Source organism: Mycobacterium sp. IS-836 (assembly GCF_001954275.1).
Lineage (GTDB): Bacteria > Actinomycetota > Actinomycetes > Mycobacteriales > Mycobacteriaceae > Mycobacterium.
The window spans coordinates 71886-98848 of the sequence record NZ_MBEU01000009.1; the positions used below are offsets into that span (position 1 = coordinate 71886).

General features: G+C 66.8%; 30 protein-coding genes and 1 pseudogene. 16 read left to right on the forward strand and 15 right to left on the reverse strand.

Going from position 1 to position 26963, the window contains the following annotated elements; all coding sequences use genetic code 11:
* Positions 1–3 precede the first annotated feature (3 nt).
* A complete protein-coding gene (locus A5747_RS03625; protein ID WP_076122294.1) occupies positions 4–1548 on the reverse strand; it encodes a glycerol-3-phosphate dehydrogenase/oxidase in 1545 nt (514 codons plus the stop codon).
* On the reverse strand, positions 1536–2105 hold the full coding sequence (locus A5747_RS03630; RefSeq protein ID WP_076122295.1) for a TetR/AcrR family transcriptional regulator: 570 nt from the start codon (positions 2103–2105) through the stop codon (positions 1536–1538). Before A5747_RS03630 ends, A5747_RS03625 begins: the two co-directional genes overlap by 13 nt.
* Positions 2106–2152: 47 nt before the next feature.
* Between A5747_RS03630 and A5747_RS03635 the strand changes: the two genes are divergently transcribed.
* Complete coding sequence (locus tag A5747_RS03635) at positions 2153–3730, forward strand: FAD-binding oxidoreductase (protein WP_369804992.1); 1578 nt, start codon at positions 2153–2155, stop codon at positions 3728–3730.
* Positions 3727–4638, forward strand: a complete 912-nt coding sequence (locus A5747_RS03640) for a diacylglycerol kinase (protein ID WP_076122297.1) — start codon at positions 3727–3729, stop codon at positions 4636–4638. Before A5747_RS03635 ends, A5747_RS03640 begins: the two co-directional genes overlap by 4 nt.
* Positions 4639–4668: 30 nt before the next feature.
* Here the strand turns inward: A5747_RS03640 and A5747_RS03645 are convergent, their stop codons facing one another.
* Both A5747_RS03645 and A5747_RS03650 read right to left on the reverse strand, forming a co-directional pair.
* On the reverse strand, positions 4669–4959 hold the full coding sequence (locus A5747_RS03645) for a hypothetical protein (protein ID WP_076122298.1): 291 nt from the start codon (positions 4957–4959) through the stop codon (positions 4669–4671).
* A 23-nt stretch (positions 4960–4982) separates the two neighbouring features.
* Entirely contained in the window at positions 4983–6683 is a 1701-nt protein-coding gene (locus A5747_RS03650) for a molybdopterin-dependent oxidoreductase (RefSeq protein ID WP_076122428.1), read from the reverse strand.
* Positions 6684–6993: 310 nt separating this feature from the next.
* On the opposite strand from A5747_RS03650, the gene A5747_RS03655 reads away from it, so the two are divergent.
* Positions 6994–7512, forward strand: a complete 519-nt coding sequence (locus A5747_RS03655; protein WP_076122299.1) for a hypothetical protein — start codon at positions 6994–6996, stop codon at positions 7510–7512.
* Here A5747_RS03655 and A5747_RS03660 read toward each other — a convergent pair.
* The 3 genes from A5747_RS03660 to A5747_RS03670 all read right to left on the reverse strand — a co-directional run bounded on the left by A5747_RS03660 (position 7509) and on the right by A5747_RS03670 (position 10047).
* The gene (locus tag A5747_RS03660) at positions 7509–8021 is read right to left on the reverse strand and encodes a DUF3145 domain-containing protein (protein ID WP_076122429.1); all 513 of its coding nucleotides are present in this window, start codon (positions 8019–8021) and stop codon (positions 7509–7511) included. The two genes, A5747_RS03655 and A5747_RS03660, sit on opposite strands and share 4 nt — an antisense overlap.
* Before the next feature lie 137 nt (positions 8022–8158).
* Positions 8159–8989 carry a serine hydrolase gene (locus A5747_RS03665; protein ID WP_076122300.1) on the reverse strand — a complete coding sequence of 277 codons (831 nt, stop codon included), beginning with the start codon at positions 8987–8989 and terminating at the stop codon, positions 8159–8161.
* Positions 8989–10047 (reverse strand): class I SAM-dependent methyltransferase, encoded by a 1059-nt coding sequence (locus A5747_RS03670; RefSeq protein WP_076122301.1) that lies wholly within the window; start codon positions 10045–10047, stop codon positions 8989–8991. The genes A5747_RS03665 and A5747_RS03670 overlap by 1 nt, the downstream gene beginning before the upstream one ends.
* A gap of 32 nt (positions 10048–10079) precedes the next feature.
* On the opposite strand from A5747_RS03670, the gene A5747_RS03675 reads away from it, so the two are divergent.
* Positions 10080–11165: an S-(hydroxymethyl)mycothiol dehydrogenase gene (locus A5747_RS03675; protein WP_076122302.1), complete on the forward strand. Its 1086-nt coding sequence runs from the start codon at positions 10080–10082 to the stop codon at positions 11163–11165.
* Positions 11165–11788 (forward strand): MBL fold metallo-hydrolase, encoded by a 624-nt coding sequence (locus A5747_RS03680; protein WP_076122303.1) that lies wholly within the window; start codon positions 11165–11167, stop codon positions 11786–11788. The genes A5747_RS03675 and A5747_RS03680 overlap by 1 nt, the downstream gene beginning before the upstream one ends.
* A 123-nt stretch (positions 11789–11911) precedes the next feature.
* Here the strand turns inward: A5747_RS03680 and A5747_RS03685 are convergent, their stop codons facing one another.
* Entirely contained in the window at positions 11912–12478 is a 567-nt protein-coding gene (locus tag A5747_RS03685; RefSeq protein WP_076122304.1) for an isoprenylcysteine carboxylmethyltransferase family protein, read from the reverse strand.
* Between the two features lie 98 nt (positions 12479–12576).
* Here A5747_RS03685 and A5747_RS03690 point away from each other — a divergent pair, with 98 nt between their 5' ends.
* Positions 12577–13344: a TetR/AcrR family transcriptional regulator gene (locus A5747_RS03690; protein ID WP_198938122.1), complete on the forward strand. Its 768-nt coding sequence runs from the start codon at positions 12577–12579 to the stop codon at positions 13342–13344.
* Between the two features lie 40 nt (positions 13345–13384).
* Here the strand turns inward: A5747_RS03690 and A5747_RS03695 are convergent, their stop codons facing one another.
* Both A5747_RS03695 and lnt read right to left on the reverse strand, forming a co-directional pair.
* Positions 13385–14089 carry an SHOCT domain-containing protein gene (locus tag A5747_RS03695; protein ID WP_076122306.1) on the reverse strand — a complete coding sequence of 235 codons (705 nt, stop codon included), beginning with the start codon at positions 14087–14089 and terminating at the stop codon, positions 13385–13387.
* Positions 14086–15582 (reverse strand): apolipoprotein N-acyltransferase, encoded by a 1497-nt coding sequence (gene lnt / locus A5747_RS03700; RefSeq protein ID WP_369804985.1) that lies wholly within the window; start codon positions 15580–15582, stop codon positions 14086–14088. The genes A5747_RS03695 and lnt overlap by 4 nt, the downstream gene beginning before the upstream one ends.
* 38 nt (positions 15583–15620) lie before the next feature.
* Between lnt and A5747_RS03705 the strand changes: the two genes are divergently transcribed.
* Together A5747_RS03705 and A5747_RS03710 are read left to right on the forward strand one after the other, a co-directional pair.
* Complete coding sequence (locus A5747_RS03705; RefSeq protein ID WP_076122308.1) at positions 15621–16577, forward strand: SDR family oxidoreductase; 957 nt, start codon at positions 15621–15623, stop codon at positions 16575–16577.
* A gap of 160 nt (positions 16578–16737) precedes the next feature.
* Positions 16738–17127: a hypothetical protein gene (locus A5747_RS03710; protein ID WP_076122309.1), complete on the forward strand. Its 390-nt coding sequence runs from the start codon at positions 16738–16740 to the stop codon at positions 17125–17127.
* Between the two features lie 22 nt (positions 17128–17149).
* On the opposite strand, the pseudogene A5747_RS03715 reads toward A5747_RS03710, so the two are convergent.
* Together A5747_RS03715 and A5747_RS03720 are read right to left on the reverse strand one after the other, a co-directional pair.
* Positions 17150–18169, reverse strand: a pseudogene (locus tag A5747_RS03715) (Hsp70 family protein); the annotation flags it as partial.
* On the reverse strand, positions 18166–19245 hold the full coding sequence (locus A5747_RS03720) for a dihydrodipicolinate reductase (protein ID WP_076122311.1): 1080 nt from the start codon (positions 19243–19245) through the stop codon (positions 18166–18168). The gene A5747_RS03720 and the pseudogene A5747_RS03715, both read right to left, overlap by 4 nt.
* 73 nt (positions 19246–19318) lie before the next feature.
* Between A5747_RS03720 and A5747_RS03725 the strand changes: the two genes are divergently transcribed.
* Genes A5747_RS03725 through A5747_RS03740 form a run of 4 tightly spaced genes read left to right on the forward strand, consistent with a single transcriptional unit; the run spans position 19319 to position 22081 of the window.
* Positions 19319–19666: an MmpS family transport accessory protein gene (locus tag A5747_RS03725; protein ID WP_198938123.1), complete on the forward strand. Its 348-nt coding sequence runs from the start codon at positions 19319–19321 to the stop codon at positions 19664–19666.
* Between the two features lie 52 nt (positions 19667–19718).
* Positions 19719–21029 (forward strand): cytochrome P450, encoded by a 1311-nt coding sequence (locus A5747_RS03730; protein ID WP_076122313.1) that lies wholly within the window; start codon positions 19719–19721, stop codon positions 21027–21029.
* A 7-nt stretch (positions 21030–21036) separates the two neighbouring features.
* Complete coding sequence (locus A5747_RS03735) at positions 21037–21576, forward strand: ester cyclase (protein WP_076122314.1); 540 nt, start codon at positions 21037–21039, stop codon at positions 21574–21576.
* A 10-nt stretch (positions 21577–21586) separates the two neighbouring features.
* Entirely contained in the window at positions 21587–22081 is a 495-nt protein-coding gene (locus A5747_RS03740; protein WP_076122315.1) for a hypothetical protein, read from the forward strand.
* On the opposite strand, the gene A5747_RS03745 is transcribed toward A5747_RS03740, so the two are convergent.
* Entirely contained in the window at positions 22078–22785 is a 708-nt protein-coding gene (locus A5747_RS03745) for a haloacid dehalogenase type II (protein WP_083700078.1), read from the reverse strand. The two genes, A5747_RS03740 and A5747_RS03745, sit on opposite strands and share 4 nt — an antisense overlap.
* Positions 22786–22791: 6 nt before the next feature.
* On the opposite strand from A5747_RS03745, the gene A5747_RS03750 reads away from it, so the two are divergent.
* Together A5747_RS03750 and A5747_RS03755 are read left to right on the forward strand one after the other, a co-directional pair.
* Positions 22792–23160 carry a YidH family protein gene (locus A5747_RS03750; RefSeq protein ID WP_076122316.1) on the forward strand — a complete coding sequence of 123 codons (369 nt, stop codon included), beginning with the start codon at positions 22792–22794 and terminating at the stop codon, positions 23158–23160.
* Positions 23157–23468, forward strand: coding sequence for a DUF202 domain-containing protein (locus A5747_RS03755; protein ID WP_076122317.1), 312 nt, complete (start codon positions 23157–23159; stop codon positions 23466–23468). Before A5747_RS03750 ends, A5747_RS03755 begins: the two co-directional genes overlap by 4 nt.
* Here the strand turns inward: A5747_RS03755 and A5747_RS03760 are convergent.
* On the reverse strand, positions 23465–24199 hold the full coding sequence (locus A5747_RS03760) for an Rv3717 family N-acetylmuramoyl-L-alanine amidase (RefSeq protein ID WP_076122318.1): 735 nt from the start codon (positions 24197–24199) through the stop codon (positions 23465–23467). The two genes, A5747_RS03755 and A5747_RS03760, sit on opposite strands and share 4 nt — an antisense overlap.
* Before the next feature lie 311 nt (positions 24200–24510).
* Between A5747_RS03760 and A5747_RS03765 the strand changes: the two genes are divergently transcribed.
* Complete coding sequence (locus A5747_RS03765; RefSeq protein WP_076122319.1) at positions 24511–25266, forward strand: cutinase family protein; 756 nt, start codon at positions 24511–24513, stop codon at positions 25264–25266.
* Between the two features lie 39 nt (positions 25267–25305).
* Positions 25306–26475: an acyl-CoA dehydrogenase gene (locus A5747_RS03770; RefSeq protein ID WP_076122320.1), complete on the forward strand. Its 1170-nt coding sequence runs from the start codon at positions 25306–25308 to the stop codon at positions 26473–26475.
* Positions 26476–26479: 4 nt separating this feature from the next.
* On the opposite strand, the gene A5747_RS03775 is transcribed toward A5747_RS03770, so the two are convergent.
* Positions 26480–26938 (reverse strand): DUF5994 family protein, encoded by a 459-nt coding sequence (locus A5747_RS03775; protein ID WP_076122321.1) that lies wholly within the window; start codon positions 26936–26938, stop codon positions 26480–26482.
* Between the last annotated feature and the right edge of the window lie 25 nt (positions 26939–26963).

Consider the following 26963-nt stretch of genomic DNA (forward strand, 5'->3'; position numbering starts at 1 on the left):
CCGCTAGCCAAGGCAGGCCAGGAATTCCTCAGCGACCGACACCACCCGCCCGCGATCGCGTGCCACCAGGCCGATCCGGGTCCGCCGGTCCACGATGTCGTCGACACCCAGGGCGCCCTCGTGGGTGACCGCGAATTCGAACTCCGCGCGAGTCACGTCGATCCCGTCAGCCACCCGCTCGCCAGGCCGCTCGCAGGTGGCTGCGGCGACGACGTGGGCAGCCTCCGCCCCGTATCGCAGGATCAGCGACTCGGGCAGGCCAGCCATCGGCGGGACCGTCGAACCCGGGTTGGCCGGCGCGCCGACGAGCGGCAGATTGCGCGTCCGGCAACTGCCGGCATGCAGCTGCCGCAGTTCGACGGCGCGATCCACGACATCCTCTGCCATGTAACGGTATTCGGTCAGCTTCCCCCCGATCACGCTGATGAGGCCGGAGGGGGATTCGACGACGGCGTGCTCGCGCGAAACGTCCGCCGTGCGACCTCCGCCGGTGTCGATCAGCGGGCGCAAACCGGCGTAGGCGCCGATCACATCGCCGGCCTGCAGCGCGGTCCCCAACGCGGTGTTCACCGTGTCCAACAGGAACGTGATCTCCTCCGACGACGGCTGTGGCACATCGGGAATCGGGCCGGGGGCGTCTTCGTCGGTCAACCCGAGGTACACGCGGCCCAGTTGCTCGGGCATGGCGAAAACGAAGCGGTTGAGCTCGCCGGGGATCGGAATCGTCAGCGCGGCAACAGGATTCCCAAACACAGCAGCATCGAACACCAGGTGGGTTCCGCGGCTGGGCCGCAACCGCAGCGATCCGTCGATCTCCCCCGCCCACACCCCGGCCGCGTTGACGACGGCGCCGGCGGTTACGTCGAACGACCCGCCCGTGCGTTGGTCGGTCAGACGCACCGAGCCGCCGGTGGCCTCGGATGCCGCGACGTAGGTGAGGATCCGGGCGCCGTACTGCGCGGCGGTGCGCGCCACGGCGGTGACCAGGCGGGCGTCGTCGATCAATTGCCCGTCGTAGGCCAGCAGGCCACCGTCCAGGCCGTCGCGTCGAACCGTCGGGGCCATCTCCACCACGCGAGCGGCCGAAACCCTGCCCGATCGGGGCAGCACCGACGACGGCGTCCCCGCCAGCGCGCGCAGCGCATCACCGGCGAGGAATCCCGCGCGCACCAAGGCACGCTTGCCACGACTCATCGACGGCAGCAACGGAACCAGCTGCGGCATCGCGCGCGCGAGGTGAGGGGCGTTGCGCGTCATCAGGATTCCGCGTTCGATGGCGCTGCGCCGGGCGATCCCCACGTTGCCCGTCGCCAGGTACCGCAGACCACCATGGACCAATTTCGAACTCCACCGGCTGGTGCCAAACGCCAGATCGTGCTTTTCCACCAGCGCCACCCGCAGGCCTCGTGATGCGGCGTCCAAAGCGATCCCGACGCCGGTGATGCCGCCACCGATCACCAGGACGTCCAACGGCTCGCCGTCGGCGAGGGCATTCAGGTCGGCCGCGCGACGCGCGGCGTTCAGGGCTGTGGAGTTCACGACAGGTATCCATTCAGCGAGTAGGTGAGCTCGGTGGCCAGCGCATCGGAATCGAGAATCGGCCGGACGATCCGCTCCGACTGGATCGTGGACTGGGCGATCAGCAACACCATGGTGGCCATCTGCAGCGGGTCGCCGGCGCGGACGCTGCCGTGGCGTTGGGCCGCGCGCAACCGATCGGCTAGGGCGTCGATCAACATCTGCTGGCTGGACCCCAGACGCTCGGTGATGTAGATCGGCGCCAGCTCCGAATGCATCACCGACATGACCAAGTCATCGCGACGCAGCAGATTGGCCACCGTAACGATCTGTCGCACAAGGGATTCCCGGTCTTCGCCGAGCAATGGCGCGTTGCGCATCACCCCAACGATGCGTTGGGTCAGCAGCGCCGCCACGATCGAGCGGGTATCCGGCCAGCGGCGGTAGACCGTCGGCCGGCTCACGCCCGCGCGCCGGGCGATCTCCGCCAGGGTCACCCGGTCCACCCCGAAATCGACCACGCAGGTGGCGGCCGCCGCAAGGATCCGTTCTCGGGTATCAACTGGCGCGTTACTGATTGACAGCATGTGTAATACTGTAACGCATGACGCACCTCGAGGAACTCCTCCCGCCGATGAAGTGGAACGCGTGGGGAGATCCCGCCGCCGCCAAGCCCCTGTCCGAGGGAATCCGGGCGCTGCTGAAGCAAGCCGTGGGCCTCGACGACGAGCCGAAGGCCGAACTTGACGCCGATGATGTCGAGCTGCGCCCGTCCGCACTCACACCAGAGGATCGAGACGCGCTGACCGCGATCGTCGGCGACGGCTACTGCCGCGTCACCGATCGCGATCGGTTGTTGCACGCGGGAGGCAAGTCCACCATCGACATGTTGCGGCGCAAGGAGAAAGTCCAGGACGCGCCCGACGCCATCCTGCTGCCCGGCGACGAAGACGCCGTGGCCGCGATCCTGCGTTACTGCTCGGAGCGCGGCATCGCCGTCATCCCCTTCGGGGGCGGCACCAGCGTCACCGGCGGCCTGAATCCCACCCGCGGCCAATTCGACGCGGTGGTCTCCCTCGATTTGCGCCGCTTCGACCGGCTGATCGACCTCGACGAGGTGTCCGGGCAGGCGGTCTTCGGTGCCGGCGTGACCGGGCCGGACGCCGAACGCATGCTTGGCGCCCAAGGCTTTTCGCTCGGGCATTTCCCGCAGAGCTTCGAGTACGCCACCATCGGCGGCTTCGCGGCCACCCGGTCGTCGGGCCAGGATTCGGCCGGCTACGGCCGGTTCAACGACATGGTTCGCGGCCTCCGGGTGATCACTCCGGTCGGCACCCTGGATCTGGGCCGCGCGCCGGAGTCGGCCGCCGGTCCCGACCTTCGTCAGCTACTGATCGGCTCGGAGGGCACCTTCGGTGTCATCACCCAGGTGCGGCTGCGCGTGCACCGCGCGCCGGAAGCCGTCCGCTACGAGGCGTGGTCTTTCCCGGATTTCGCGACCGGGGCCGCGGCCCTGCGCGCGGTCACCCAAAATGCCACGGGCCCCACCGTCATTCGGCTCTCCGACGAAGCGGAGACCGGGGTCAACCTCGCCACCACCGAGGCGATCGGCGAAAACCAAATCACCGGAGGCTGCTTGGGAATCACTGTCTTCGAGGGCACCACGGAACACGTCGAAAGCCGGCACGCCGAGACCCACGCACTGCTGGAGGCGCAGGGCGGCACGTCGCTCGGCGAAGCGCCGGCCCAAGCCTGGGAACGCGGCCGGTTCGCGGCGCCGTACCTGCGCGACTCCCTGTTGTCCGCGGGCGCGCTGTGCGAGACGCTCGAGACCGCCACCGATTGGTCCAACATTGCTGCCCTCAAGGCCGCGGTCACCGAAGCGCTCACCGGTGCGCTGGCCGAGACCGGCACGTCGGCGCTGGTGATGTGCCACATTTCGCACGTCTACCCCACCGGCGCCTCGCTGTACTTCACCGTCGTCGCGGGGCAACGCGGCAATGCGATCGAGCAGTGGCAGAAGGCCAAAAAGGCGGCGTCCGACGCGATGATGGCCAACGGCGCGACGATCACCCACCACCACGCCGTCGGCGCCGACCACCGACCCTGGATGCGCGACGAGGTGGGTGATCTCGGAGTGCAGGTACTGCGCGCGGTGAAGGCGACACTGGACCCGGCCGGAATCCTCAACCCCGGCAAGCTGATTCCGTGAGTACGCGTGAAATCGCCAAAGTCACCGCGCTGACCAATCCCGTGTCGGGGCATGGCGCCGCGATCCGCGCGGCGCAAAGAGCGATCGCAAGGCTGCACGATCGGGGCGTGCAGGTCACCGAGATCATCGGCGACGACGCCGAAGACGCGCGCCACCTCGTCGGCGCCGAGCTCGAGCGAGGAACCGACGCGGTCATGGTCACCGGCGGCGACGGCGTCGTCTCCAATGCCCTACAGGTGTTGGCGGGCACCGACATTCCGCTGGGAATCATCCCGGCGGGCACCGGCAACGATCACGCCCGCGAATTCGGCATTCCCACAAAGGATCCCGAGGCGGCCGCCGACATCGTGGTCGACGGCTGGACGGAAACCATTGACCTGGGCCAGATTCGCGACAGCGACGGCACAGACAAGTGGTTCGGCACCGTCGCCGCGACGGGATTCGATTCCTTGGTGACCGATCGCGCCAACCGGATGACCTGGCCGCACGGCCGGGCACGCTACTACATCGCGATGCTCGCCGAGCTTTCGAGGCTGCGGTTACTGCCGTTCCGGCTGGTGCTCGACGGGACGAAAGAGATCGACGCCGACATCACGCTGGCGGCCTTCGGCAACACCCGCAGCTATGGCGGTGGGCTGCTGATCTGTCCGAACGCCGACCCCACCGATGGTCTGCTCGACATCACCATGGCGCATTCGGCGTCCCGGACCAAGCTGGTCCGCCTGTTCCCCACCGTCATGAAGGGCACCCACGTCGACCTGGACGAGGTGACCACCGCACGCGCCAAATCAATCCACGTCGAGTGCCCGGGCATCAACGTGTACGCCGACGGCGACTTCGCCTGCGCGCTGCCTGCCGAGATCTCCGCGGTCCCCGCCGCACTGCGGATTCTGCGCCCCGCGCGATAAGCATGAGCGCCGTGTGGTGGTGGCCGTTCCTCACAGACTGCAGATCTGGTCGTGGAGCTCGTCGAGGTAATCGTCGTAGGCGGCGGTGATGTCGTCGAGGTCGAGCTGCTCGGGCAGCTCGTCGGGCGACTGCCGCGCAATCAGATAGGCGATGGTGGCAGCGACAACACGGGTTTCGTCGGCGTCGGGTCCGGCGATGCGCACGACGATCTCTGGCGTGGCCCGCATCCGGATGGTGACGAGCTCCTCGCCCTGGGCGACACGCACGAGGTAATCGTGATCGCCGAGCGCTTCGATTCGGGGAGTTTCAATGTTTTTCATTGTCATGACACACCTCCACGCCACTAGATGGTCTGGTGTCGCCCGAAGTATTCGTGGTCTTCGTTGTAACCGCCGTATCCGCTACCCACCTCGGAGTAGTGTGCGATGAACTCAATGCCCTTGAGCCACTTCACATGCCGGAAGCCGTGCTGCAATTCATTGCGCAGCCGTAGTGGCGCCCCGTGACCGTAGCTCACCGGTTCGCCATTCATGTCGTAGGCCAGCATCGTCAGATGGTTGCTCATCTGGTCGATCGGGTGCGCGACATAGTAGATTCCCCCGTCCGCCCCGGGGCCCAGCGAGTAGAACACCACCCATTTCGCAGCGGGCAGCGGTTTGACGACGTCCATGATCGTCTTCATTTGCACACCACCCCATTTGGCAACACCCGACCAGCCCTGGATGCAGAAGTGTTGGGTGATCTGTTCGTGGTACGGCAAGTCATGCAAGTCGGCTAGCGAGAACTCGGTGGGGTGCTCGACGAGGCCGTAGACCCGCAGCCGCCAATCCACGAAGTTGTTCTTTTCCAACTCCTTGTACTCAACGGTTTCCGGATAGGTGCCGTTGTGCCAGAAGTACGGCGAGATGTCTTTTTCGGTGAACGCACCGGGCTTCGGGTTGGCGTACTCGAACAACCGCTGCAGCGGGCCGACAAGCGCGTAGCCGACCCGCTGCACAATCCTGGGGTGGCGATAGGTGAACGGGGTGGCGACCACCCAGCCGATGGTTACCACGACCATGGCCGCGGCAAAGACCCAAAAACCTACCCAGCTGTTGTCGTCGCGGGCGCCGAACATGTGGTTGAGGTTGCGCACAGCATCGGTGGCAAAGACCATCGTGACGTGCATACCGATGAACGCAATGAAATACATCAAGACCAGGAAGTGCAGTGAGCGTGCGTGCTGAATGTTCAGCCGTTTGCTGATCACGGTGAGGCGCATCGAAAGTGCCGGCGACATCCCAAGCGCGGTGATGACCGCGAGCGGTGCGGCGATGAAGACCGTCGTGAAGTACGTCAACAACTGCAGCGCGTTGTAGGCCACCCAGGTGTTGTCGGTCGGCCAGTCCAGCGAGAGGTATTGGAACGCAACCGATACGGCATTGGGGAAGACGTCCCAGCTGGTCGGCACGATGTGTCGCCATTGACCGGTAGTGAACAACAGCACGTAGAAGACCGCGCCGTTGAGGAGCCACAGAACGTCAACGCCGAGGTGCCACCATCGCGCCAGCCCAATGGAGTGGCGAATCCCGGGCAATCCCAACTGACCGGGCAGGCCAACGGAGTCGTCCTTGGCCGTCCACAGCGGGTCATCCGGTACCGGCTTGGCAACTCGCAGCCACTCGTCTTTGCCCGGGGTGGCGTTGCGACTGAAGTACAGCCGCGGATGATCGCACAGAATTTGAATCCCGGAACGGATGATGAACGTCATCAAGAACAGGTTGAAGAAGTGGCTCCACCCGACCCACGCCGGGATGCCGGGGCTGACGCCGGAAGGTACATGGGTTCCGGGATAACGCTGGATGAATGACTGCACCGCCGAGACGTTATGCAGGCCTTTGGCCACGGCAACGGCCACGGCGAGTGCGGCGAACCCGACGGGAAGCAGCCAGAGCACGTTTATCCACTTGTCGCGACCCACCCGTAGTCGCGGCACGATGGCCCGCTTGTCTTCTATGCCGCCAGCCCATGTTTCGGGGTTGACGATGTTCTCGGCAAGGCGCAGCTCTGCGCGGTACCCCGTGCCCTGATACCCGCCGGCATCGCCCCTGCGGGCCTGGCGGACGCGGAGTTCGTTGTCGGTCACGCCGTATCGCACCTAACGCAATTTTTACAATTTGTTATGGATAAACTCTAGCGCGTGAAGTGCCTGATCAGGAAGGGTCGCTGCGAGTGACTCGCCTCACCGCGCGCTACCGCGCTGCGGATCCCGCCGCGCTGCGGATTCTGCGCCTCGCCAAATCGGGATCACGGCGGTGTAACGAATCGGCCACCCCGTCCGATATCTTGGCGTCGGCTCTGCACCGGGGGGAAAAATGTCGGGACACCGCAAGATTGCACTGGGCCTGTTGGCTGCCGCGGCGCTGGGCTTTTCAGTCTGGCTTTCGCCGGCGGCCTCCGCGATTCAACCGTCGGCCTGGAACGGGCCCTACCTGCTGACTTTCGCCGCGAACCAGAAGACCGGTACCAGCATGGCGGCCCGCCAGCCCGAAACCTCCCAGCGGGCCAGCTACTCGTTCACGTCGAACTGCTCGACGGGCGTCTGCGTCGCCACGGTCAATAACCCCCCGGCACCGAAAAGCCCGTACGAGCAGCGATCGGTTCAGTTCGCCTGGAACGGGTCTCAGTGGGTCCAGCAGATCAACCGGACATGGGATTGCCCACTGCTCGGCGGCCGCGTGGAACGCGACCCCGCGCGGTCCATCACGGCCTTGACGCCCGCCGCCGACGGCACCCTGACCGGCGTGTTTCACATCGACATCGTCAGCGGGGCGTGCGCCGGCAGCATGGAGATGCCGGTCACCGCTACCCCGGTGAGCCCACCCGTTATCTAGCCGACGCCCCGGCTCAGCCAGGTCACCTCACCGGCGTCGCCACCGTCGCGGTACACCTCGAGCGCCTCGTCCCAGGCCGTCCCCAGCACCGAATCCAGTTCCGCGGCTAGCGTGTCGGCGCCCTGCGCCATCATCGCCCGCAGCCGCATCTCGCCGACCATGATGTCGCCGTTGGCGCTCATCGCGCCGCTCCACAGGCCGAGCTGGGGGGTGTGGCTGAATCGGTGGCCGTCGACTCCGGGGCTGGGATCCTCGGTGACCTCGAATCGCAGCACGGACCAGGAGCGCAACGCGTTGGCCAGCCGGGCGCCGGTGCCCACCGGCCCGACCCAATTGGTGACCGCGCGCAGCTGTCCGGGCATCGCCGGCTGCGGGGTCCACACCAAGTTGGCCTTGGATTGCAGGGTCGACGACAGCGCCCACTCGACATGCGGGCAGACCGCCGCGGGCGAGGCATGGACATAGACCACGCCAGCCGTCACGTCGGCGAATTGGTTCGACGCACGCATCTCCTGCTCCTTCGGTTCCACGAGGGACGTCTTCCCCAACGACCTGGTGGATCCGCGAGCAGCGGAAATGCTGATGTTTTTGTGTCGTGCGTGTCTATTGTGCCCTGTGATACCCGTGTTGCGCTAGTCTTCGATGCCTATTTGGTGTATTCGGATATCACCGCGTCGGAAATCGCGGGCCACACGTCCAGCGCCCACTCGCCGAAATCGCGGTCCGTGAGTGCCACCAGCGCGAGCTCCGCGTCGGGATCCGCCCAGATAAAGCCGCCCGCCTGGCCGAAATGCCCGTACGTTCGCGCCGAATTCCGGCCGCCCGTCCAGTGCGGCGATTTCGAATCCCGGATCTCGAAGCCCAGCCCCCAATCGTTGGGCCGCTGCACCCCGTACCCGGGCAGCACGCCGTCCAGGCCGGGAAATTGCACCGTCGTGGCCTCGTCGTGCAGCTGCGCCGACACCGTCGCCGGGCGCAGCAGGTCACCGGCGAAGGCGGCCAGGTCCGCCACCGTGGACGTCGCCCCGAACCCGGCCTCCAACGCCCCGCCGTCCAGCCGGGTCGTCGCCATCGCCAGCGGCTCGCACACCGCCTCGGTCAGGTAGCGGCCGAACTCGATCCCCGACTCTCGCTCCACGGTCTCGGCCAACACGGTGAAGCCGTAGTTGGAGTAGATGCGCCGGGCGCCGGGCTTGGCCAGCGCGCGGTCGGTATGCATCGCCAGTCCGGACGCGTGCGCCAGCAGATGGCGAACCGTGGAACCGGGCGGCCCGGCCGGGGTCTCCAGGTCGACGACGCCCTCCTCGATCGCGACGTGCACGGCCCGCGCGACCAACGGTTTGGTGACCGACGCCAGCACGAAAACCTGCTTGGTGTCCCCGTGGGTGTCCAGCACCCCGTCGGGCCCGACCACCGCGGCGGCGGCATTGGCCACCGGCCAATCGGCGAGCAGGCCGAGAGCGTCGCGGGCCGCCATCACTTCCTGGCGATGTAGTAGTTGTTCAGCGGGTCGCCCTCGATCTCGGTCACCCGCACGTCGCCGAAACCGGCGTCGGCGAGCATCGAGGTGGCCAGCTGCGTTCCCCACGCCGTGCCCAGCCCGGCGCCATCCAGCGCCAGCGACACCGTCATGCAATGCATCAGCGAGACCGTGTAGAGATAGGTGCTCATCGGGACGTCGACGTTCTCCTCGAGCCGGCTCGATGCCTTGACGTCGGCCATCAAGAAGACACCGCCAGGCCGCAGCGCTTGGTAGATGTTCTCCAGCACCCGCGCCGGCTGCGCCTGGTCGTGGATGGCGTCGAACACGGTGATGACGTCGTAGGCCTCGTGCTTGTCCAGCCGCGCCAGATCGTGGCTTTCGAAGGTCGCGTTCGTCAGGCCGAGGCGAGCCGCCTCGGCGACACCGGTTGCGATGGCCTCGCCGGAGAAGTCGATGCCGGTGAACCGGCTCGCCGGAAACGCCTGTGCCATCACGTTTATCGCGTGCCCGCTGCCGCAGCCGAAATCGGCCACGTCGGCCCCGGCGCGCAGGCGTTCCGGCAGGCCGTCGACCAACGGCAGCACGACGTCGACGAGCGCGATGTCGAACACGGCGGCGCTCTGCTCTGCCATCAGCGCGTGGAAGCGCGGGAATTCGCTATACGGCAGCCCGCCGCCCTCGCGAAAGCAGCCGACGATTTTCTGCTCGATCTCGCCAAGTTGGGGAACGAACAGCGCAACCAGGGCGAGGTTGTGCGGTCCGGCGGCGCGGGTGAGGGTTGCCGCGCGGTGGGCGGGCAACGAATAGGTGGCGTCGGCGGCGTCGTAGTCGACGACGTGCCCGGTGGTCATGCCCGCCAGCCACTCCCGGACGTAGCGCTCGTTGAGGCCCGCGGCCTCGGCGATTTGCGTGCTGCTGGCGGGCGGCAGCCCGGCCATCGCGTCCAGCAGTCCGGTCTGATGCCCGATGCTCAGCAGGATGGTGAGACTGGCGCCGTCGATGGCCGCAACCATTCGCTCGGCGAAGTCTTCGGCGGTCTCGGGTGCCGTCATGGTCAGCGACGCTACACCGTAGGTTGGACGCCATGAGTCAGACAGTGCGCGGCGTGATTTCACGAAAAAAGGGCGAACCCGTCGAGCTGGTGGACATCGTCGTCCCGGACCCCGGGCCCGGTGAGGCCGTGGTCGACGTCATCGCCTGCGGGGTGTGCCACACCGACCTGACCTACCGCGAAGGCGGCATCAACGACGAGTACCCGTTCCTGCTCGGCCATGAAGCCGCGGGCACGGTCGAGGCGGTCGGGCCGGGCGTGACCGCCGTCGAGCCGGGCGACTTCGTGATCCTGAACTGGCGTGCGGTGTGCGGGCAGTGCCGGGCCTGCAAGCGTGGCCGGCCGCGCCTCTGCTTCGACACCTTCAACGCCGAGCAGAAGATGACGCTGACCGACGGCACCGAACTCACCCCGGCGCTGGGCATCGGGGCGTTCGCCGACAAGACACTGGTGGCGGCCGGTCAATGCACGAAGGTCGATCCTGCGGCCGATCCGGCGGTCGCAGGCCTGCTGGGTTGCGGGGTGATGGCCGGCATTGGCGCGGCGATCAATACGGGCGCGGTCGAGCGTAACGACACCGTCGCGGTGATCGGCTGCGGCGGCGTGGGCGACGCCGCGGTTGCCGGTGCCGCGCTGGTCGGCGCCCGGCGGATCATCGCCGTCGACACCGACAACGCTAAGTTGGAGTTGGCGCGCAAGTTCGGCGCCACCCACACCGTCAACGCCCGCGAATTCGACGTCGTCAAGACCATCCAGGACCTCACCGACGGCTTCGGCGCCAACGTGGTGATCGACGCGGTCGGTCGTCCCGAGACGTGGAAGCAGGCGTTCTACGCCCGCGATCTTGCGGGCACCGTGGTGCTGGTGGGTGTTCCGACTCCAGACATGCTTTTGGAGATGCCGCTGGTGGACTTCTTCTCCCACGGCGGGTCACTGAAGTCGTCGTGGTACGGCGATTGCCTGCCCGAGCGCGACTTCCCCACCCTGATCGACCTCTACCTGCAGGGCCGACTTCCCTTGGAGCAGTTCGTCTCCGAGCGCATCGGGCTCGGCGACATCGAGGAAGCCTTCCACAAGATGCACGAAGGCAAGGTGCTGCGTTCAGTGGTGATGCTCTGATGGTGGGCATCGACCACGTGGTGACGTCGGGTGTGTTCGAACTCGACGGCGGCAGTTGGGAAGTCGACAACAACATCTGGCTCGTTGGCGACAACTCCAATGTCGTGGTGTTCGACGCCGCTCACGACGCGGCGCCGATCGTCGATGCCGTAGCCGGTCGCCATGTCGTGGCGGTGGTGTGCACGCATGGCCACAACGACCACGTGACGGTCGCTCCCGAACTCGGCGACAGACTCGATGCGCCGGTGCTGCTGCATCCCGCCGACGAAGTGCTGTGGCGAATGACCCACCCGGACAAGGACTTCCGTTCGATATCCGACGGCGAGACCTTGGCCGTGGGTGGCACGGAATTGCGGGCCATGCACACGCCGGGCCACTCACCGGGATCGGTGTGTTGGTATGCGCACGACCTGGGCGTGGTGTTCAGTGGCGACACCCTGTTCTCCGGCGGCCCCGGCGCGACCGGGCGCTCGTACTCCGACTTCCCGACGATCCTGCAGTCAATCTCCGAGCGGCTCGGCAAGCTGCCCGGCGAGACCGTCGTGCACACCGGCCATGGCGACAGCACCACAATCGGCGACGAGATCGTCCACTACGAGGAATGGGTGGCGCGCGGGCACTAGGTGTTTGGCGTCGGATCGAATCCGGTCGTCACATCTGCCGCAGGAGTCCCTCCGCCAGGCGAGGCTCTCTGTGCCCACCTCATAGCGACAACCACAAAGCTTGTCCCCTTCTCCAGCCACGATTTATACGTATCGCCTCACGCGCTCGCAGTACTGAAGGTATTCCTGGCCATAATGGTCGCGCATGAACTCTTCCTCACGCAGTATCTGGCGGTGGAACAGCGCGAGCCCGCCGGCGAGGAACGCCAACGGTATCCAGTTGGGGAAGGCGAGGAACTCACCGATCAAGATCAGCGCGCCGCCGACATAGATCGGGTTGCGGCTGACCGAAAAGATGCCCGTGGTGACCAATTCGTCGGGGTGATCAACGTCGATGCCGACGCGGAAGCTGCGGCCGAACGAGACCAGGCTGGCCACCAGGACCGACAATCCGCCAAGGCATAGCGTGACCCCCGCCCACGCCGCGGCATTCGAATGAAAGAACCGCTGCCCGCTCACGATCGGCCAGCCGAAGGCCGCGGCAAAGACCGTGTAGAAGTAAAACAGCGCGACGGGCGGAATCAGAAAGTCCGTCTTATCGATGTTCCCGAAATGCATTGCCTGCGTTCCGGTTCGGCGCAGCAGGAAGACTCTCGTCAGCACGATGGCAAGCAACGCCACCAGGGCCGACGCGGCGAAATATCCCGGCATCGTGATCGCATCTCCTCTCTGAGTGGTTTGATACCATCCTAGGTGTTATGCCTAGTAAGATGTCAACAGTCGATGAATTCCAGGTGCCGCCCGACCTGGTGGACGCGGCGATCCGGGCCGCGGAGCAGTGCGGTCGGCCGGTGGCCGAAGTGTCACTGGGCACGCTCGCCGAGACGGCCGGGATGTCGCGCAGCACGCTGCTGCGCAGGATCGGGGGATCGCGGCGGGCGTTGGACGAGGCGGTTCGCGAAGCCGGCGTCGATCCCGGCGGGCGGCCGGTGCGCGAACGCGCCATTGAAGCCGGGGCCTGGTTGATCAGCGATCGCGGGCTCGCGTCGGTGACGCTGGAATCCGTTGCCGAGTCGGCGAGTTGCTCGGTGGCGAGCTTGCAGGCCATATTCGGCACTCGCGACCGACTGTTCGGAGCGATTTACCAGCGTTACAGTCCGCTGAGCGATCTGGCCCTTCTGTTTGCCGACGAAACCGCGCGCGTCGAGGACACGGTGGCGAGCTTTTACGCGGTGATGGCGGCTGGTCTGGCCCGCGAACCGCGGGTGGCTCCCGCAATGCTGGCTGACCTGCTGGCGAACCCGCATGGGCCCGTGACCACGGTCTTCGCCGACTACTTTCCTCGTGACTTCGCCACCGTCGGAGGATGGCTGCATCGGCAGGTGGCCGCGGGCACGATCCGCGACATTCCGATCCCCCTGTTGATAGAGCAACTGACCGGACCCCTGTTAGCCCACGTATTGATGCTTCCCGCTGCGGGCCAGCCGGGTTGGGAGATGCCTCAACCCGAGCAAGTGTGCGAAGCATTCACGGCCATGTTCCTTAATGCCGTTGGGGCAGAAGGCAGCACGCAATGACACGCGTCAAATGCAGCTTTCTCCATACACCGACAAGGGCTCAGTGTCCCTCGAGGATCCGTCGCTTCTCGGATTCGAACTCGCTTTCCGTCAATGCCCCGGAATCCCGCAGTGCCGCTAGCGTTTTCATCCGCTCTAACCGAACGCCCTGATCGCTGGGCTCATACGGTCTAGGCTCATGCACCGCCACGAAAGCCGCCGCGGCCTTGCGCCGGGTGCGCGACAACCACAGGCCCGACACGATCGAATCGACCAGCCCCACAACGAATACGGCCACGAACACCCACACCAGGTAGCCGTAGGAGCTCTTGTGCCCGAAGGCAAGTCGCGGCTCGATGAAACCGTTGACCTTGCCATCCGTCGTGACGTTGTAGGTCCCGGCGGCGGGAATCTGAGCAACCCACACCCGCACATGTGCGTCGTTGTTGACCGTCGTTGTGCTGCCGATGTTTTCCGTCACCACGGGCTGTGCTACCCCCTCGGGCGGCGAGATCGTGACGCCGAGCGGCGGCACGGGCAGACCACCATTGGGCCCGCCGATCACCACGGTGTGGAAGCTGACGGTGACTTCCCCGGCGGGCAGGCTCAGGCTGCCCGACCCCGGGATCGCCACTTCGCCGTAGGCGTCGTATTTGTCCAGGAAGAACGCGTTGAGCACCAGCGAGACGATGAAGCCGGCCACCGCGACGACCATCGTCACGATGGCCCCGGCGAGCGAGATTTTTGCGAGCCGCCTGCTGCTCATTCAGGCAGTGTGTCACCGCGGGGCATGCGGTGCCAGCGAAACACCGCGGCCCCGACAACCACGAACGCCGCCACCGGCACCCAGTCGCCCAGCCGTTGGTACGCCGTCGCATTCGATCCCAACGGCACGCCGACGACGGTCACACCCCGAAAGTCCGATGAAAGCCACGCCAGTCGGCGACCGCGCGCGTCGAACGCCGAACTGTCCCCGGACAATCCAACGTGCACGGCGGGGCGGCCCGCCTCGACGGCGCGGACCGCCGGCTGCGCGGCCAGCTGCGGCTGCGCCCAACTGCCCTGGAACGACGAGGTCGAGCTTTGATACACCAGCAGCCCCGCACCCAGTGCAGCCTCGCGCCGCGCGAGGTCGGAGAACGTTGCCTCGTAGCTGATTAACGGTCCGATGGACACGGCGCCGACGGGCAGTACGACCGGCCCGGTGCCGCGCTGCCGGTCCTCGCCGGCGGCCTTGCTGTGGCGGGTGGCCCAGCCGAAAAGAGGTCGCAGCGGCACATATTCGCCGAACGGCACCAGCCGGGTCTTCCGGTAGCTGCCCAACGATCCGTGCTCGCCGATGAGCACCGCCGACTTGTAGATCCCGCCGCCCGGAGCGGGCGCATCGACGTTGACCAACAGGTCCGCGCCCACCCGGCGCGACAGCTCGGCGAGCCGAGCCAGCAGCTCGGGATGGCTGGCGAGGTCATGCCCCACGCTGCTTTCGCCCCAGACCACCAAGTCGGGTCGCTGGCCAGCGACAGCCGCGGTGAGCGCCTCGCTGGCCGCCAGCCGGGCATCGGAATCGGCAATGTCGCCGGGCTGCACCAACGCGACCCGCAGCGTTGAACCGCCGACCGGCGCGGGCCCCAGCAGATACCACACGGGACCCACCGCCGCACACGCCAGCGCGGCCGCCACCGCGACGAGCCGACCCGGTACCTCCCGGTGCACGATCACGCCGGCGATAGCGGTATTACAAGCAGCCACAACAAAACTCGTCAGCCACACCCCGCCCAACGACACCGACGCCAGCGTGACCGGCTGGCCGGATTGTGACGCGCCCAGCGATGCCCACGGACCGCCCAGCCATGGCAGCGACCGCACCGCCTCGGCCGCCACCCACGCGCTGGGCAACACGACCAGGGCGGCGGCCGTGCGGCCGACGGTGGCGGGCGGCGCCAATAACCGATGCACGAACCACCCCCACGGCAGCCAGAGCGCGCCGAACCCGACGGCCAGCGGAACCACCAGCGGACCGATGCTGGTCACCAACCAGTACTGGTTAACCAGCACGAACCCGCCGAGACCCCACCCCGCCCGCGCGGACGCCTGCCACCCCGAAGGCGCCGCCCGCATCAGCAACAGCAGCGGGACCATGCCGAACCAGGCCAACCACCACCAGGACGGCGCCGGAAAAGCCAGCGCGGGCAGCGCGCCGGCGGCCAATGCGGCGGCCCAGCCGCGAACGCGCTGTCGACAAGCCGACACAAAGAGCACACTAAGACGGGGCTCATACCGAGTAAGGAGTGATACGCATGGCCAAGGATCTCGTCGCCACCGTGCCAGACCTGACGGGGAAGCTGGCGATCATCACCGGGGCCAACAGCGGGCTGGGATTCGGGCTGGCCAGGCGGCTGTCCGCGGCCGGCGCCGACGTCGTCATGGCGATCCGCAACCGCGCCAAAGGGGAAAAGGCGATCGAAGAAATCCGCGCCACGGTTCCCGACGCCAAATTGACCATCAAGCCTCTCGACCTGTCGTCGCTGGCCTCCGTCGCCACCTTGGCCGAACAACTCAACGCCGAGGGCCGCCCGATCGACATCCTGATCAACAACGCCGGGGTGATGACGCCGCCGGAACGCGACACCACCGTCGACGGCTTCGAATTGCAGTTCGGTAGTAACCATCTCGGGCACTTCGCGCTCACCGCGCGCTTGCTGCCGCTGCTGCGCGCCGCCCCGAAAGCCCGCGTCGTCTCGCTGAGCAGCCTCGCGGCTCGGCAGAGCGGCAAGATCCACTTCGACGACCTGCAGTTCGAAAAGTCGTACGCGGCGATGTCGGCCTACGGGCAGTCCAAGCTGGCGGTGTTGATGTTCGCTCGCGAGCTGGACAAGCGCAGCCGCGCGGGCGGCTGGGGCATCGTGTCCAATGCCGCGCATCCCGGCCTGACCAAGACCAATCTGCAGATCGCCGGCCCGTCGCATGGCCGCGAAAAGCCGGCCCTGATGGAGCGGCTGTACAAGCTGTCCTGGCGTTTCACGCCGTTCCTGTGGCAAGAGATCGACGAGGGCATCCTGCCGGCCCTATACGCGGCCGCCGCGCCGCATGCCGAGGGCGGTGCGTTCTACGGGCCCAGCGGTTTCTATGAGGCCGCTGGGGGCGGTGTGGCGCTGGCGAAGGTCCCCGCAAACGCCAAGAACGACGACGACAGCGCGCGGCTGTGGGAGATTTCCGAACAACTCACCGGCGTGAGCTTTCCGAAGCCGAACTAACAACCGGCACAACGCTTTTCGCCAGCGCCCGGCGGCACCAGACCGCACCTGGCGCTGGTCAGGCGCTAAACAATCGCATCGCTGAGAGTTTCGACGCAGCGCTGCGAGGGGAACCCCCATCAGAACCGTCGAGACTGCAACTCGGAAGGGGGTAGCCGCCATGAGCGTGCAGGACGACAAAGACGCTGGTCAAGAAGAAGGCCAGCAGATGACTGAGAAACCGGAGCCCGACGAGGAGCAAAAGGAAAAGGCCGCCGAAATGATGACGGCCTACGAAGACCGGCCCACCCTGGTGCTGCCCGGCACCAGTGGAATGGTCTCTGGCACGGCGGTCAACGACTGGCTCGACGACGAGGGCAACCCGAAAGGCGACGCGGAAGGCGACACCGAAGCCCGAGCCGAGAATCAGGGCGAGGACCGAGCCGAGAATCAGGGCGAGGACGAAGGCGACGACAACCTCGGCAAGCAAGAGCAGATCGACAAGGACAAAGCCTTCAACGAGGAACTTCGCGAAGCCGCAAAACAGGAGAACAAGGGCGAAAAGCGCTGAGCTAGGTCAAAGCGCCCGCTCCAGCCGCGCGCAGCGCAGCGCCGACGGCCGCCGTGAGGTGCGGGCGCGGCGTGGTGACAACCGGCACCCCGAGATGGCCCGACAGCGTGGTGGTGACGGCCGGGATGTGCGCGCCACCCCCAACTGAGATCACCGCGGCCAACTCGCGAATTCCGTTGCGCGCCAACGTTTCATCCAAGACTGAAATGAACTTGTTGAGCGAGTCGCGGATCGCGCCGTCGAGTTCAGTCCTGGTGAACCGGACCTCGTCACTCACCCCTGGCAATCCCAACGCGACCACCGTGTGCGACGAGAGCCCCTCCTTGGCGCGTCGGCAGGCGGCGCGCAGCCGGTTGAGCGAGCCGACCGCCGACGTTCCGGGCGGGTCGAAGAAACCCGCTTCCGGCAGGTTCGCCATGACGGCGGTCAGCACCGCCTGATCGATCAGGTCGCCGGAGAAGTCGGGGTGCCGCACGGTCGCGGCCACCGGGTGATCGTCGCCGGCGTCCAGCACCGTGACGCTGGTCCCGCTGCCACCGAAATCGCAGACGGCCACCGTCCCGCGGGCCGGTATGCCCGGGTTGGCCCGCACGGCGAACAAGGCCGCCGCGGCATCGGGGATCAAGGTTGGCGGCCGGTTCGACCATTCGGCCAGCCGGCTCAGCGCCGACCCCAACGCATCCACCGCGGGGGCTTCCCAATGGGCCGGATACGTCACCGCGACTTTCTCCGGCAAGGTGATGTGTCCGCTGGTGGCGGCATGGGCCAGCGCGCGCAGCCCGTCGGCGAGCAATGCCTCGCTGCGATGGGTTGTGCCGTCGGCCGCGACGATTCCGTCCGGGTCCCCGACCCGACCCACGAAATCGGGGATCACCAGGCCCGGCTCGCCCAGCTGAGGGTTTTCCGACGGGACGCCGACCTCCGGTGAGCGTTGCCGATACAGGGTCAGGACGGGCTTGCGGGTAAGGGCGTGGTCGGCGGTGACGGCCGCCAGGTTGGTGGCGCCGACCGACAATCCCAGTGCGGGGCTTGCTGCGGTCACCGGATGTTTCCGGCGCCCGCGATCAGCGGCAGGTCGAGCGGCGTGACCCAGCCCGGCCGCAGGTCGTTGACCGCGGGAACAGCGTTCAACGCCCGCATTCCCGTCGCCAGGCATCCGGCCGTCGCCGCGTCGCGGCCCGAGCCGTCGGTGAACCGGAACGCGGTCTCCTGGAAGATGCTCGGCGTCCCCTCGATATCGACCCGGTAGACGTCGTTGTCGTGGCCCGTCGGCCAGTCGGGCGCCGCGTCGAGGCCGATGCGGTTGACGTGTTCGAGCTGGATGCGCGTCTCGCCCTGGTAGACGCCGTTGATCGTGAACCGGACTGCGGCGACGTGGCCGGCCTTGATGACGCCCCGCGCAGAGTGCCGTTCGGTCGGGGTCACCCATTTGTCCCAGGTAGTGGTGATCTCGTCGAGCATGATGCCCGCGGCGTGGGCGATCATCGGGACCGTGGCCCCCCACGCGAAGATCAACACGTCGCTGTTCTCCAGCATCGGGCTGTATTCCGGCTCGCGGCCGATGCCCATCTCGACTTCGTAGTCGCCCTCGTAGTTGGTGTAGTCCAGCAATTCCGACGCCCGCACTCGCCGCACCTCCGAGCACAGGCCCATCAGCGTCATAGGGAACAGGTCGTTGGCGAATCCCGGATCGATGCCGGTGGTGAAGCAGGACGACTCGCCCAGCTCGCAGGCTTCGGTGATCGGCGCGATCCAGTTGGGCGGGTTGAGGTGCATCGTCGGCCAGACCCACGGCGTCATCGCCGTCGAGCACACGTCGATACCGGCTCGCAGGAAGCGGGTGATCAGCGAGATGTTGTCCTTGGCGTGCATCGCCGTCGGGCCGTAGTGGACCAACGCGTCGGGCTTCAACGCGATCAGGGCGTCGACGTCGTCGGTGGCGAGGATGCCCACCGGCTCGGGCAACCCGCAGATGTCGCCGACGTCGCGGCCGACCTTGTCCGGGTTGCTGACGCCGACGCCCACCAAATCGAACAGCGGATGCTTGACGATCTCCGCGATCACCATCCTGCCGACGAAGCCAGTGCCCCAAACCACCACACGCTTGGAATCCGTCATGCGCACCTTCCGATCGTCAGCCCCGCGTTCACCCTATAGACCAGGCGATGCCCGTGATGACACGATGACATCCATGACGAAGCATCTGCGCGGACCGACGCTCGTGTTCGCCATCGGGATCGGGATCACCAACGCGTGCGGCGTGGCCAACGCCATACCCCAGAACCCCAAGGTCCAGTACGAGGTGAGCGGCCCCGGCGTGGCGCAATACATCTCCTACCAAACCGATGCCGGTCAGCAGCGCCAGGTGAACGCGCCACTGCCGTGGTCGACGCAGTTCACTGCGTTCGGGGGCCAGGTATTCGTCATCAGCGCCCAGGGGCCCGGCCCGCTGACCTGCAGGATTCTGCTCGACGGCAACGAAGTGAGCAAGGCGACGGCGACGGTGGGCTCGCCCACCAGAACGCTCTGCACACACTGACGACGGTCTAGGCTCGCCAGTGTCACCTCTTCAACGGCGAAGGAGGGCCTAGGTGAGCCTTACGACGGGTCCCAAAAAGGGCGTAGCGACGCGACAAAACGGGACGCCACCGCCGGACATCCCGCTTGCCGACATTCATCTCGAGTCGCTCGACTTCTGGGCCCTCGACGACGACGTTCGCGACGGCGCCTTCGCCACCTTGCGCCGGGAGGCCCCGATCTCGTTCTGGCCGGCCATCGAGATGGAGGGTTTCGAGTCGGGCAGTGGGTACTGGGCGCTGACCAAGCTCGACGACGTTCACTTCGCCAGCCGCCATCCGGACATCTTCAGCTCCAGCCCCAACATCACGATCAACGAGAATGCGCCCGAGATCGCCGAGTATTTCGGCTCGATGATCGTGCTCGACGATCCGCGACACCAGCGGCTGCGCTCGATCGTCAGCCGGGCGTTCACGCCGAAAGTGGTCGCCCGCATCGAGACGTCGGTGCGCGAGCGGGCGCACCGGTTGGTCGCCTCGCTGATCGCCAATCATCCTGACGGAGAAGCCGATCTGGTCACCGAGCTCGCCGGACCGCTGCCGTTGCAGATCATCTGCGACATGATGGGCATCCCCGAGGAGGACCACGAGACGATATTCCATTGGACCAACGTGATTCTCGGGTTCGGCGACCCGGACCTGACAACGAATTTCGAAGAGTTCATTCAGATTTCGATGGAGATCGGCGCCTACGCCACCGCGCTGGCGGAGGACCGGCGTGTCAACCATCACGACGATCTGACCACGAGTCTGGTGGAGGCCGAGGTCGACGGCGACCGGCTTTCGTCGTCGGAGATCGCGTCCTTCTTCATCCTGTTGGTGGTGGCCGGCAACGAGACAACGCGCAATGCGATCAGCCACGGCGTGCTGGCCCTGTCGCGGTATCCCGAGCAACGCGAAAAGTGGTGGTCGGACTACGAGAACCTGGCACCCACGGCGGTCGAGGAGATCGTGCGGTGGGCCTCCCCCGTTGTCTACATGCGGCGCACGCTGACCCGAGACTTCGAGCTGAGCGGCACCAAGATGGCCGCCGGCGACAAGGTCGCGCTGTGGTACAACTCGGCGAACCGCGACGAGTCAAAGTTCGCCAATCCGTGGGCTTTCGACATCACCCGTAACCCGAATCCGCATCTCGGCTTCGGCGGCGGAGGCGCTCACTTCTGCCTCGGCGCCAACCTGGCCCGGCGTGAGATCCGGGTTGCGTTCGACGAATTGCGCCGCGAAATCCCCGACATCGTCGCGACGGAGGAACCCGCGCGGCTGCTGTCGCAATTCATTCACGGCATCAAGACCTTGCCGGTCGCCTGGACTCCCCCGCGCGGTTAGCTGCAGCGTGACCATTCCCGCGTTTCCCCCTCCCGAGGTGCTGGCCGCCCGCGAGAAACTCGTGCTCGACCACTTCCACGATGAGGTCCGCCAGGCCTGGGACGACGTGCTGTCGACGTTCCCGCATCCGCGCTACGAGCTGATCCCGCAGATGGTCGTCCACGACGGCGACGAGGCCGTGCGTGGCTACTACGTCTATACCCGCACTGCGTTTCCCGACCAGGACCACGAGATCATCGCGCTGCGGCACAGCGCCGACGCGGTGATCGTCGAGTTCTGGCTGATGGGTACCCACCGCGGTTATCTCGGCAAGGTTCCGCCCACCGGCAGCCGGTTCCGGGTCCGCATGAATGCCTACTTCGTGTTCGACGACACGGAAACGCTTGTGTGCGAACGTATTTACTTCGACACGCTGACCATGATCAAGCAGCTGCTGGGCGGGCTGAACATGAGGAAGCCGTCGAACTGGCTGCTGGCCGCGCGGTGTGTGCGCGGCTTCCTGTCGATGTCGTCCGAAAAGCCGGACCCGGCACTGACTTCCGCGTAAACTGCGCTGCATGCGGGCCCTTTACGCGATATGCGGCCTAGCCGCCAGCGCATTGCTGGCCGCCTGCGGTTCCGACCCAGCCAGAAACACCATCACGCCGCACGCGACGGCGACGCCATCCGCGACGGCGGCCACAAAGCTGAGCTCACACACCGAGAAGTGGATCGACCTACAGGTCGGCGAGTGTGTCGCGGACCTTCCGCCGGCCGATCTGAGCCGGGTGACGGTCACCGTGGTCGATTGCGCGACAGCGCATTTGGCCGAGGTCTACCTGCGCGCCCCGATGGCCGTCGACAAAGCGGTCGCCAACGTGGCCAGCCGCGACTGCGCGGCCGGTTTCGCTCCCTACACCGGACAAACCGTTGACGGCAGCCCCTTTTCGATCACCTATCTCATCGACTCGAACCAGGACCGAACCGGTGCCAATCCGACCCCGAGCACCGTCATCTGCTTGCTGCAAGGCGCCAACGGTCAGCCGCTGACCCGTTCGGCGCACCGGCCCTAGCAGCCCAACTGTGCGGCGAGGTCGACGAAGTCGGCCGCGTTGACGTCGAACTCGTCGGAGTAGGCAACATCGGCTTCGCCGTCGGCCCCGAATTCCAAAGGACGCGCGACGAATGCCGTACGGAACCCGAGCCGGGCCGCCGCTCGGATGTCGTACTTGTGGCTTGCCACCATCATGACGTCCGCGGGATCAAGGCCCAGATAGGTCGCGGCCATGCGATAGATCGCCGGATCGGGCTTGAACACCCCGGCCATCTCGGCGGCAAAGACGGCATCCCAGGGCAATCCCGCCCGCTTGGAAATGTTGATCACCGCCGAGACATCGGCGTTCGAGAGCGTGGCCACCGTGAACACACCCTTCAGCCGCGTCAGCCCCGGCACCACATCCGGCCACGGTGCCAACCGCTGCCAGGCCAGGGTCAGCTCGTCGCGCTCGGCATCCGAAAAGCCCGCGATGCCGCACTCCTCCAGGACGGTGTCCAACGACGAGCGATACACCGAGTGCACCGAAACCCAGCGCGCGCCCGGCGCGGTCTCCAACGCGGCGAAATAGGCTGCGCGCCAACGCCGTACCACGTCGCCCCAATCGACGCCCGGGTGCCGGCCGGCGCTGAGACGCTGGGCCTCCCCGCACACGGTGGAATGGAAATCGGTCGCCGTGCCCTGCACGTCGAACAACAACGCCTTGACCACGGGCCCCATCATGCAACGATGTGCCTCGTGGCCGACAGCGCAGAAGAGCCCGAAGAACTCGACTACCGGTTCACCTTCGCCAACGAGCGGACGTTCTTGGCCTGGCAGCGCACCGCGCTGGGCCTGCTCGCGGCGGCCGTCGCCCTCGTCCAGCTCGTCCCGGAGCTGGCGATTCCCGGCTCGCGCCGACTGCTCGGGGTTGGTCTCGCGCTGCTGGCGACCCTCACCAGCGTGATGGGCCTGGTGCGCTGGCAGCAGGCCGATCGCGCGATGCGCCGCGGCGATCCGCTGCCCCGTCATCCCTCGCCAGTGTTCCTGGCGATCGGCCTCAGCGTGGTCGGCATCATCGCGCTCGGCCTGGTCATCCTCAAGGCGGTCGCGGGTTGACCCGGCCGGCCAGCCTGGCGGCGGAACGCACGATCCTGGCCTGGACGCGGACGTCGTTCGCGTTTCTGGTCAACGGGGTGCTCCTGACGATCAAGGACTGGCACGGCGCCACCCAGCCGGCGGCGCTCATCCCAGCCGCGTTAGCCGGGGCCGCGGCGCTGTGCAGCTTCGTGATCGCCCTGCAACGCCAGCGAACGCTGGGACGGCGGCCGATGCCGGCGCGGATCACCGCCCGGTCCCCGGTGTACGTCGTCGGGATTTCCGTGCTGGTGCTCGTCGTCGTGACGGCGGTGACGCAGCTCGTCTAGAGCTTCAGGTACGCGGCGATCCCCTGGACGACGGCCGCGGCATACCTCGCCCGGCCGTCCGGGCTTTCCATCCGCGCGGCCTCGTCGGCATTTTTCATGTTGCCGAGTTCGACGAGGATCGCCGGGTACTCGGCCAGGTTCAGGCCGGCTAGGTCGTCGCGGCCGTAGAGACCGTCGGAGCCGATGTAGTTGGACGGCTGCAGGCCCGCCTGGACCAAGGCATCGCGCATGGTGTGGGCCAGCTGAATCGCGGGTCCGGATTGCGCGGCGTTCAACGGCGGGCTGGAGTAGTTGACGTGGAATCCGCGGCCCGACGGCGGACCGCCGTCGGCATGGATGCTGACGATCGCATCGGGGCGCATCGCGTTGGCCTGGGCGGCGCGCTGGTCGACGCAGGGGCCGACGGAGTTGTCGTTATCCCGCGACAGCTGGGTTCGCACGCCTATCTGGTTGAGCGACGCGCTGATCCGCTGGACGACGTCCCACGTAAACGCGTGCTCCGGATAGCCGTCGTTGGTGGCGGCGCCGGACGCCTGGCACGCCTTGGTGCCGCCGCGCCCGTTGGGGACTTGTTGGTTTATCGACGCGTCGTTCACCGCGTTGTGGCCCGGGTCGAGGAAGACGGCCGTGCCCGCCGCGGCCGCGGGTGGGGCGCCCAGCGTCGCGGCACCCAGCACCGCCGGCGCGACGCCGGCGTACTTCAGGAGGTCACGCCTGGAGACAGCGCCCATCGCGCGATGCTAGCAATTGGCGCGCGGCAACGAGTATTGGGCTGGCCAGCAACATGTTTGGCGACGCCGCCCCGCGAAACTCCCACCAAGACGCGGCCGTGGCCGCCAAATGTGGTCCACAATCCGGTGATTGGCCAAGCCCGGCAGTCCAAGCACCGCTAACGCCCGCGCGAACCGCAGCAAACTTGGCTTCGCGAGGCCCGATGCAATGGGCACGGTTCATTTCGGCGAGTGACTTGCGGACGTCCCCCGCGGTGTGAGGGAATAATTATGAAGTCCTCTGGAAATTCTTAGGTTTGGGAGGTGCTGGAATGGGCAAATATTGCGGCATGACCGCCGGTAATGTCATTCGTTTTCTTGCTCCTGCAGTACTCGCGGCCGCTGGACTCAGCGGTTCGGTCGTGTCTGCCCCCATCTCATCCGCCCAGGGATGTCCGGACGTCGAGGTGTTGTTCGCCCGCGGCACCGGTGAGGATCCCGGGGTCGGTCCGACGGGACAGGCGTTCGTCGACAACTTGCGTGGGCGCATCGCCCCGAAGTCGATGGATGTCTATCCGGTCAACTACCCCGCAAGCCAGGAGTGGCAGACGGGCGTCGACGGGATCCGGGACGCCGGCGCGCACGTCCAGTCCACGGCGGCGAGCTGCCCGCAGACCAAGATGGTGCTCAGCGGCTACTCCCAGGGCGCGGCCGTGATGGGCTTCGTCACCTCCGCCGCGGTTCCCGACGGGGTCGACCCCGCGACGGTGCCGAAACCGCTGTCGCCCGACGTCGCCAACCACGTCGCCGCCGTCGTCCTGTTCGGGATGCCGAACGTCCGGGCCATGGACTTCCTCGGCCAGCCCCCGGTCGTCATCGGGCCGACCTACGCGGCTAAGACCATCAAGGTCTGCGCGCCCGAGGACCCGGTCTGCTCCGACGGCATGAATTTCGCCGCGCACGACACGTACGCGGGCGACGGCGACATCGTTGCCAAGGGCGCGGAATTCGCCGCCGCTCGCATCAACGGGTCCTCCTCGGGGCCCGCGACGGTGGTGAACTCGCCACGCGGGGGCTTCGGCAGCTGACCTGCTGACCATACAAAAAAGTATGTTACGGTCGACGGCATGTCCGCCGTCGATGTCCGCCCGCTGCACGGGATCACCGATGAGTTCGTCGCGCGGCTGGCCGAACGCGCCGACGAGGCCGAGCGGCTAAGGCGCCTGCCCGCGGAGACGGTCAGCGAGTTCAGGCAGACCGACCTGATTCGGCTATTGCTCCCGGCGCGGTTCGGCGGCATCGAGGCGTCGTTCCCCGAGCTGCTGGGGCCGATCCGGCGGATGGCGCACGGCTGCGCATCGAGCGCGTGGACCCTGGGTTTTTATGCACTGCACAACTGGATGCTTTCGCTGTTCGATCCGCGGCTGCAGGAGGAAGTGTTCGCCTCGGGACCGGTCCTGGCGCCCGCTCCCCTGGCCCCGACCGGCCGCGGCAGCGCGGCGGATGGCGGCGTGCGCCTGACGGGCCGGTGGTCCTGGGCGACCGGCGCGATGGATGCGGATTGGGTGATCGTCGGAGCGCTGATCGAGCGACCCGACGGGGTTAGCGCGTCGCTGGTGGCCGTGCCGGCCGGCGAGGTCGAGGTCGCCGATGTGTGGCACACCGCGGGCATGCGGGGCACGGGCTCGCACGACCTCGTCGCCGACGATATCTTCGTGCCCGAGCACCGCATCGCCGCGGTGTCGGACATCTACGGTGGAACCGCGCCGGGAGCGGAGTTTCACGGCGTCGCGACGTACCGGTGGCCGCTGGTTCCGGCGCTCGCGCTGACCGCGGCGATGCCGGTCCTCGGGGCCGCCGAACGGGTGGCCGAGTTGTTCGCCGAACGGCTGGCCAGCCGGGTGCTGGCGTATAGCGGTGTGGCGCAGAAGGATCAGCCCGCCGCCCAGATCAGGCTCGCGGATGCCCACGTCCGGCTGCGCGCGCTGCGGGCACTGGTCAGCGAGACCGCCGACGAGATCGAACGCATCGTGGTCAGCGGCGAGCGCGTCCGACGATCGACACGCGCCAGCGCGCGCATGGCCGCGGCCCACACGGTGCACGAGTGCCGGTCGGTCATCGCCGATCTGCTGGAAGCCGCGGGCGCCAGCGCGCACTTCTTGGCGAACCCGTTGCAGCGCGCCAAGCGCGACGTGGACATCGCGGCCGGTCATGTCGTGTTCGACTACGACGTCGGCCGAGAGTTGGCCGGGGCGTTGGCAATTGGCGCGAAGACCTCGCCGATCGCGATGATCTGAGCGCTTACGACGGGCCGGCGAGCTTGGTCCGCGATTGCTGCAGTTGAGCGGCGTGCAGAATCGAGCCTGCCATCAGGAATGCGGGTTTCTTTTGGTCGGCGAGTTCGATCGACAGGTTGGCGGCTCGGCGCATCACCATCAGGGCGAGCGCACTGTAGGTCGCATACGGAATGATCAATAGGTTTGCACGCGCATCGCACCCGCTGATTGTCATCACGTGCTGCTGTCTGCCCTCCCATCCCGGACAGTTGAAATCGGGTGGTCGTTGCAGCGGTGGCCAGTTGACATTGATCGACGCGATCGCTCCGAGTAACGGGGTCAGGGTCTCGACAAGATTCGGCAATTCATTCGTGATGCGGTCTACCCGTGGCCACCAGGCACCGTCGATGTCGTGGCCTAATTCGCAGGCCACGGAAACCCGTACTGGATCGGCCCGGCGTCGGGCCCTGATCGGATAATTCATCGGCGTGCCGCAACTGGTAGGTCTG